At 69.1% G+C, this 7,530-nt stretch carries 9 protein-coding genes and 1 pseudogene; 8 read left to right on the top strand and 2 right to left on the bottom strand.

What is annotated here, in order from left to right; translation table 11 throughout:
* Positions 1 to 438: chemotaxis protein CheB (locus DBR34_RS23990; protein ID WP_308812568.1), on the top strand; the 438-nt coding region annotated here is incomplete at its 5' end.
* Between the two features lie 33 nt (positions 439 to 471).
* Positions 472 to 945 carry a chemotaxis protein CheW gene (locus DBR34_RS18715; protein WP_038686792.1) on the top strand — a complete coding sequence of 158 codons (474 nt, stop codon included), beginning with the start codon at positions 472 to 474 and terminating at the stop codon, positions 943 to 945.
* 259 nt (positions 946 to 1,204) lie between these two features.
* Here the strand turns inward: DBR34_RS18715 and DBR34_RS18710 are convergent, their stop codons facing one another.
* Both DBR34_RS18710 and bioA read right to left on the bottom strand, forming a co-directional pair.
* Entirely contained in the window at positions 1,205 to 1,939 is a 735-nt protein-coding gene (locus tag DBR34_RS18710; RefSeq protein WP_128097894.1) for a 16S rRNA (uracil(1498)-N(3))-methyltransferase, read from the bottom strand.
* Positions 1,930 to 3,321 (bottom strand): adenosylmethionine--8-amino-7-oxononanoate transaminase, encoded by a 1,392-nt coding sequence (gene bioA / locus DBR34_RS18705; RefSeq protein ID WP_128097893.1) that lies wholly within the window; start codon positions 3,319 to 3,321, stop codon positions 1,930 to 1,932. Before bioA ends, DBR34_RS18710 begins: the two co-directional genes overlap by 10 nt.
* 50 nt (positions 3,322 to 3,371) lie before the next feature.
* Between bioA and nudE the strand changes: the two genes are divergently transcribed.
* From nudE to DBR34_RS18675, 6 genes and pseudogenes are all read left to right on the top strand, one after another.
* Entirely contained in the window at positions 3,372 to 3,920 is a 549-nt protein-coding gene (gene nudE / locus DBR34_RS18700; protein ID WP_128097892.1) for an ADP compounds hydrolase NudE, read from the top strand.
* Positions 3,917 to 4,720, top strand: coding sequence for a 3'(2'),5'-bisphosphate nucleotidase CysQ (cysQ, locus tag DBR34_RS18695; RefSeq protein WP_128097891.1), 804 nt, complete (start codon positions 3,917 to 3,919; stop codon positions 4,718 to 4,720). The genes nudE and cysQ overlap by 4 nt, the downstream gene beginning before the upstream one ends.
* 23 nt (positions 4,721 to 4,743) lie before the next feature.
* A complete protein-coding gene (mazG, locus tag DBR34_RS18690; RefSeq protein ID WP_128097890.1) occupies positions 4,744 to 5,556 on the top strand; it encodes a nucleoside triphosphate pyrophosphohydrolase in 813 nt (270 codons plus the stop codon).
* Entirely contained in the window at positions 5,553 to 5,876 is a 324-nt protein-coding gene (locus DBR34_RS18685; RefSeq protein ID WP_128097889.1) for a YnfA family protein, read from the top strand. The genes mazG and DBR34_RS18685 overlap by 4 nt, the downstream gene beginning before the upstream one ends.
* Before the next feature lie 501 nt (positions 5,877 to 6,377).
* Positions 6,378 to 7,340 (top strand): SPFH domain-containing protein, encoded by a 963-nt coding sequence (locus tag DBR34_RS18680; RefSeq protein ID WP_128097888.1) that lies wholly within the window; start codon positions 6,378 to 6,380, stop codon positions 7,338 to 7,340.
* Position 7,341: 1 nt separating this feature from the next.
* Positions 7,342 to 7,530, top strand: a pseudogene (locus tag DBR34_RS18675) (hypothetical protein); the annotation flags it as partial.

The following is a 7,530-nucleotide window of genomic DNA, read 5'->3' as shown; positions in this document are numbered from 1 at the left end:
CCGGTGCTGGTGCACATGCGCCTGGATGGCGGCCGCTACGGCAACCTGGTCAAGCAGATGGCGCGCGTGTCGGCGCTGCCGGTGCTGCTGGCCGAAGCCGACCAGCCGGTGCAGGCCGGCAATGCCTACATTCTGCCCGATGACATCGGCCTGGCCGAACGCCAGCGTGGCCTGTACTTCCAGGGCGATGCACAGGGTGTCCAGGTGGCCACGTTGCCGCCGGCGCACAGCGCGGTGGTGCTGCTCAGCGGCGCCGATACCGCGCAGGTCGATGATGTCCTGGCCCTGGCCGCCGCAGGCGCCTGGGTCGGTGCACAGGTCGGCGAAGGCTGCTACGACCCTGCCGCGGCCAACGCCGCGGTGGCCGCCGGGATGGACGCGGGCGAGCCGCCGCAGCTGGCCCAGAGCATCGTCGAACGTTGGGGTGTGAGCGAGTAATCGCTGCGCCGTCCCCTTTTCAGGAATCACGCCATGAGTTACGCCAGCAACGACGAAATCCGCGGGGTATTGATCCAAGCCGGCCACGAGCGCGTGCTGCTGCCCAATGCCACCGTGGCCGAGATGATGTCCAAGGTAGCCGTGCAGGGCGTGCCGGATGCCCCGGCCTGGCTGGTCGGCCAGATTGCGTGGCACGGGTGGGACGTACCGCTGCTCTCGTTCGCGCGGTTGTCCGGGCTGGGCGACGAACTGGTCACCAGCAACAACAAGGTGGTGGTGCTCAAGGCGCTGGGCGGCAACGCGAAGCGTCCGTATTTCGCGCTGCTCACCCAGACCTTCCCGCAGCTGATCTCGGTGCCGCGTGACGGCCTGCTGGCCGACGCCTCCGAGGAAACCCTGCCGCAGGGCGTGCACATGCGCGTGCTGCTGGGCGAGCAGAGCGCGCTGCTGCCCGACCTGGATGCGCTGGAAGCGGCGCTGGACGAGGCGTACCCGGTCGCGGGGTAGGTTCGCATTCGCGAAACCTCCCACGATCTGCGGCGCAGATCGTGGGCCCCCCGCAAACATTTCTCCAGATCCCCGCGCCTGGCGGCGCGCCCCCTTGACTCAAGGGGGCTGTTCCACCGGCTGGCTCGACGTGCGCTGGCACATCGCGCATCGGCCATTCGTGCACCCACCGGGATGGGGTAGCGACCAATGGTGGCTACCTACCTGAACGTGATGGTGGGGTAGCGACCAATGGTGGCTACCTACCGGAACGTGAGGGTCAGCCCAAGTCGCCCAGCCGCGCCTGTACCGCCGCGATGGCGGCCAACCCGGCCGTTTCGGTGCGCAGGATGCGCGGACCCAGTTGCAGCCCCTGGAAGCCCGCCTCGGCCAATGCCTGCCGATCCCGGGGCGACCAGCCGCCTTCCGGCCCGATCGCGATCACCACGCCGCCCGGCGCTGGCTGCAGGGTGGACAGGCGATGTTCCCCCAGTGGGTCCAGGGTGAGTTTGAGGGCCTCGGCCGGCACCTGCCGTGCGGCCTCCAGCAGTGATTGCGGTGCGGCCACGGCCGGCACGCGGGCCCGCCCGGACTGGCCACACGCCGAGACCACCACGCTGTGCCAGTGGGCCAGGCGCTTCTCCGCGCGCGCCGCATCCAGTTTCACTTCGGTCCGCTCGGCGTTGACCGGCACGATCGCGTTGACCCCCAGTTCGGTGGCCTTCTGCAGGATCAGGTCCATCTTCTCGCCGCGGGCGATGCCCTGCAGCAGGGTGATGTGCAGCGGCGATTCGTTGGCGACCGCCAGCGCGGCGTCGATGCGCACCTGCGCATCGCGCTTGCCCACCACCACCAGGGTGGCGCTGTAGTCGTGGCCGTCGCCGTTGAACAGCACGCAGCCGTCGCCCTCGCGCAGGCGCATCACCCGCACCAGGTGATTGGCCGCCTCTTCGGGCAGCGGCAGGGTCTGGCCCACCGCCAGCGGGTTCTCGACATGGCACCGGGTCACGCGCATGCAACAGCCTCCTCGATCGCAGCCAGGGTGGTCTGGGCCAGCAGGTCCAGGTGGTCGTCGTCCACGCAGTACGGCGGCATCCAGTACAGCACGTTGCCCAGCGGGCGCAGCACCACGCCGCGCTTGAGCGCGGCGGTATACGCATGCAGGCCTACCCGCGCCTCGGCCGGGAACGGGGTGCGCTTGTCGCCGTTGCGGGTCAGTTCGAAGGCCACCACCATCCCGGCCTGGCGCACGTCGGCCACGTGCGGGTGGTCGGTGAACGGGGCGGCCAGCGTGCGCATCACCTCGGCGGTGCTGCGGTTGCGTGCGATCACGTCCTCGCCGGCGAAGATGTCCAGCGTGGCCAGGGCCGCGGCGCAGGCCAGCGGATTGCCGGTGTAGCTGTGCGAGTGCAGGAACGCGCGCTCGCGCGAATCGTCCAGGAACGCGTCGTACAGCGCCTGGGTGGCCAGCACCGCCGACAGCGGCAGGAAGCCGCCGGTCAGGCCCTTGGACAGGCACAGCAGGTCGGGCATCACCCCGGCCTGTTCGCAGGCGAACATCGTGCCGGTGCGCCCGAAGCCGGTGGCGATTTCATCGGCGATCAGGAACGCGCCGTTGGCATCGCACAGTTCGCGCGCACGCTGCAGGTACACCGGGTCGTGCATGCGCATGCCGCCGGCGCACTGCAGGCGCGGCTCCAGGATCACCGCGCAGATCTCGCCGGGGTGCTGGTCGAACAGGGTGGCCAGGGCATCGGCGGCCTGGTGCGCACGTTGCGCGGCGGTCTGCCCGTCCTCGGCCAGGTAGGCGTCCGGCGACGGTGCAAACAGGGCCTCGGTCAGCAACGGCGCATACACCCGGCGGTACAGCGGGATGTCGCCCACCGACAGCGCGCCCAGCGTCTCACCGTGGTAGCCGTTTTCAAGTGCCACGAAGCGAGTGCGGTGGTGCTCGCCGCGGTTGCGGAAGTAGTGGAAGGCCATCTTCAGGGCCACCTCGACCCCGGCCGAACCGTTGTCGGCATAGAACACCTTGGCCAACGGGTCGCGTCCGGCCTGGCGCGGGGCGATCGCCAACAGGCGCTCGGCCAGTTCCACCGCCGGCTCATGGCTGAAGCCGGCCAGCATCACCTGTTCCAGCTGGGTGGCCTGCTGCGCGATGGCGCCCCCGATCCGCGGATGCGCGTGGCCGAACAGATTGGTCCACCAGCTGCTCACCGCGTCCAGGTAGCGTTTGCCGTCATGATCGATCAGCCACGGGCCTTCGCCACGCGCGATCGGCACCAGCGGCAGGGTGTCGGGGTGCTCGCGCATCTGCGTGCACGGATGCCACAGCACGGCCAGGTCGCGTTGCCGCCACCGATCGGCCAGCGTTAAGGGGGCTGGGTCTGCTAGCATTTCAGGCTCATGAAGACGTTTTCACCAGCTCCCATTCTAGAGATGCTCGCATGAGCCGTCGCCTGCCCATCATCCACAAGATCACGGACGAGCAGAGCGGGCCGTTCCAGCGCCAGCACCTTGACCTGGAATTCTCCAACGGCGAGCGCCGCCGCTTCGAGCGGCTGGTCAGCCATGGTCATGGCGCGGTGGTGGTGGTGCCGATGCTGGACGATGAGACGGTGCTGCTGGTGCGTGAATACGCCGCCGGCATGCACCGCTACGAGCTTGGCCTGGTCAAGGGCCGCATCGATGCCGGCGAAAGCCCCGAGCAGGCGGCCGACCGCGAGTTGAAGGAAGAGGCCGGTTACGGCGCCCGGCGCCTGGACGTGCTGCGGGCGATGACCCTGGCCCCCACCTACATGAGCCACCAGTCTTGGCTGGTGGTGGCACGCGACCTGTATCCCGAGCGCCTGGTCGGCGACGAGCCCGAGGAGCTGGAAGTAGTGCCCTGGAAGCTGGCCGAGCTGGACCAGCTGATGCTGCGTGAGGATTTTTCCGAGGGCCGATCACTGGCGGCGTTGTTCATCGCCCGGCAGTGGCTGGAACGCGGCGCATGATCAAACTCACCACCGATCTGCGCGAAACCGTCATCGCCATCGCCCAGGACGCCGCCGCCGCCATCATGGCGGTGTATGCCACGCCGTTCGACGTGACGATCAAATCCGACCACAGCCCGGTCACCGCCGCCGACCTGGCCGCCAACGCGGTGATCGAGCGCGGCCTGCAGCAGCTCACCCCGGACCTGCCGATCCTGTCCGAAGAGTCGGCCCAGGTGCCGTGGGACGTGCGCCAGCACTGGGGCGCCTACTGGCTGGTGGACCCGCTGGATGGCACCCGCGAGTTCGTCAAGCGCAATGACGAATTCAGCGTCAACATCGCACTCATCTACCAGGGCGCGCCGGCCTTCGGCGTGGTGCTGGCCCCGGTCAGCGGGATTGCCTGGCATGCCATGCGTGGGGAGCTGGCCTACCGCCGCCTGGGCATGCACGACACCGTGCTGCGCGCACGCGCACCGGCCACGGCGCCGCTGAAAGTGGCCGCCAGCCGCTCGCACCGCAGCGCGCAGACCGAGGCCCTGCTGGCGCGGATGGGGGATATCGAGGTGGTCGCGCAGGGCTCGTCGCTCAAGTTCTGCCGGATCGCCGAAGGCACGCTCGACGTGTATCCACGGCTCGGCCCCACCTCCGAATGGGACACCGCCGCCGGCCAGTGCGTGCTGCACGCGGCCGGGGGCGCGGTGCTGTCGGCGGCCACCGGCAAGCCGTTCCGCTACAACCGCCGCGAAAGCCTGTTGAACGGCGATTTCATCGCCCTCGGCGACACCCGCCTGCCATGGCGCGAGTGGCTGCCGGCCTGACCCGCTGCCCCAAGGAGTACTGGATGACCGCCACCGCTGAACTGGACCGCCTGCTGGGCATCATGGCGCGGCTGCGCGACCCGCGCGACGGCTGTCCCTGGGACCTGCAGCAGGATTTCTCCAGCATCGCCCCGTACACCATCGAGGAAGCCTACGAAGTTGCCGATGCGATCGACCGCGGTGATCTGGTCGACCTGCAGGACGAACTGGGCGATCTGCTGCTGCAGGTGGTGTTCCATGCGCAGATGGCCAGCGAGCAGGGCGCGTTCGGCTTCGCCGAGGTGGCCCGCTCGATCAGCGACAAGATGCAGCGCCGCCACCCGCATGTGTTCGCGCAGGTGCAGGTCGACGGTGCCGAGGCCGTCAACACGAACTGGGAGGCGATCAAGCGTGCCGAGCGCGCCGCCAAGGGCCATGCCGACACCTCCGCACTGGCCGGCATTTCGCGCGGCCTGCCGGAGTGGCAGCGGGCGATGAAGCTGCAGGCGCGCGCGGCGCGGGTTGGATTCGACTGGCCCGGCCCGGCCCCGGTGATCGACAAGGTGCGCGAGGAGCTGGACGAGGTGGCCGCCGAGTTCGCGCGCGGCGCGGTGGAGGACAACCACGCCCGCCTGCAGGAAGAGCTGGGCGACCTGCTGTTCGTCTGCGCCAACCTGGCCCGCCACGCCAAGGTGGACGTGGGCGCGGCACTGCGCCAGGCCAACCACAAGTTCGAGCGCCGCTTCCGGGCAATGGAAGCGCAGGCCGAGGCCGCGGGCCATTCAATGGCCGCGCTGGACCTGGAGGCGCAGGAGCAGCTCTGGCAGCAGGCCAAGGCCGACGAAGCCACCCGGTGAAAACGCTGCTGCTGTTCATCCTCACCGCCGTGGCCGAAATCGTCGGCTGCTACCTGCCATGGCTGTGGCTGCGCAAGGACGGTAGCGCCTGGTTGCTGCTGCCGGCGGCGGCCAGTCTGGCCCTGTTCGCCTGGCTGCTGACCCTGCATCCGGCGGCCAGTGGGCGCGTGTATGCGGCCTACGGCGGGGTCTACATCGGCACCGCGTTGATGTGGCTGTGGCTGGTGGACGGCATCCGCCCCAGCCGCTGGGACCTGCTCGGGGTCGGGCTGTGCCTGGCCGGCATGATGGTCATCATCTTCGCCCCGCGCACCGCGTAAACCGTTGCTGCCGGTCGCTGGCCGGCTCCACGGAAACCACCCACGCACACGGTAGTGCCGGCCGCTGGCCGGCTCCACGGAAACCACCCACGCACGCGGCAGTGCCGGCCGCTGGCCGGCTCCACGGAAACCACCCACGCACGCGACAGTGCCGGCCGCTGGCCGGCTCCACGGAAACCATCCACGCACACGGTAGTGCCGGCCGCTGGCCGGCTCCACGGAGACCATCCACGCACACGGTAGTGCCGGCCGCTGGCCGGCTCCTCGACGTCTGTGCGGAGCCGGCCAGCGGCCGGCACTACCCGGGTAACGCGCTATGCTGCGGTCATCCGGTCCTGCAGGGCGTGCCATGTCCCGCTTCGCCAGCTTCCGTGCCTTTTATCGGTTCCATTCCTTCGCCGGCCACCGCGTGATGTTCCCGGACATCCTCCGTGGCCGGATCCGGCTGTAGCTGCAGCGTCGCCATGCCTGGGCCACGCCCCGGGGAAAAGGAGCAAGCTGATGTTTCCGACCGTGCTGTTTTCGCTGGTGTTGGCCTTCGTCGCCGTGGTCATCCTGTTCAAGGCGGTGCGAATGGTGCCGCAGGGGTACGAATGGACGGTCGAGCGCTTTGGCCGCTACACCCACACCATGTCGCCCGGCCTGCACTTCCTGATCCCCATCGTGTACGGGGTAGGGCGCAAGGTGAACATGATGGAGCAGGTGCTGGACGTCCCCGGCCAGGAGGTGATCACCAAGGACAACGCGGCGGTGCGCGTGGACGGGGTGGTGTTCTTCCAGGTGCTGGACGCCTCCAAGGCGGCGTACGAGGTGTCGGTGCTGGAGGTGGCGATGATCGCGCTGGTGCAGACCAACATCCGCACCGTGATCGGCTCGATGGACCTGGATGAATCGCTCAGCCAGCGCGAGGTGATCAACGCCAAGCTGCTGAACGTGGTCGATCACGCGACCAACCCGTGGGGCGTGAAGGTCAACCGCATCGAGATCCGCGACATCCAGCCGCCGCGCGACCTGCTCGATGCGATGGCGCGGCAGATGAAGGCCGAGCGCGAAAAGCGTGCGCAGATCCTGGAGGCCGAGGGGTCGCGGCAGTCGGAGATCCTGCGCGCCGAAGGCGAGAAGCAGGCCGCCGTGCTCGAGGCCGAAGGCCGCAAGGAGGCCGCGTTCCGCGATGCCGAAGCCCGCGAACGTTCGGCCGAAGCCGAGGCCAACGCGACCCGGATGGTGTCCGAAGCCATCGCCCAGGGCGATGTGCAGGCGATCAATTACTTCATCGCGCAGAAGTACGTGGAGGCGTTCAAGGAGCTGGCCACGTCCCCGAACCAGAAGCTGGTGCTGATGCCGATGGAGGCCAGCGGCGTCATCGCCTCGATCGCCGGCGTTGCCGAACTGGCGCGCGAGGCGTTTGCCAAACAGGAAGACAAGCGAACCCCGTGCGCCGTCCCGCCGCGGGCAGGAGGCTGAGATGCGCTGGGAAGTGGTGGGGTGGGGCGCGCTGGCGCTGGTGCTGTTCGCCGCCGAGGCGCTGGCACCCGGCGCCTTCATGCTGTGGATCGGCATCGGTGCGGCGGCGGTATTCGTGCTGGTAGCGGTGTTCGGCGGCATTCCCCTGCTGTGGCAGGTGGTGGCCTTCGTGCTGCTGTCGGTGGTGTCC

Source organism: Stenotrophomonas sp. HMWF003 (assembly GCF_003061285.1).
Lineage (GTDB): Bacteria > Pseudomonadota > Gammaproteobacteria > Xanthomonadales > Xanthomonadaceae > Stenotrophomonas > Stenotrophomonas maltophilia_AP.
The sequence above is the reverse complement of the archived record's forward strand: the minus strand, read 5'-3'. Positions and strand labels throughout refer to the sequence as shown.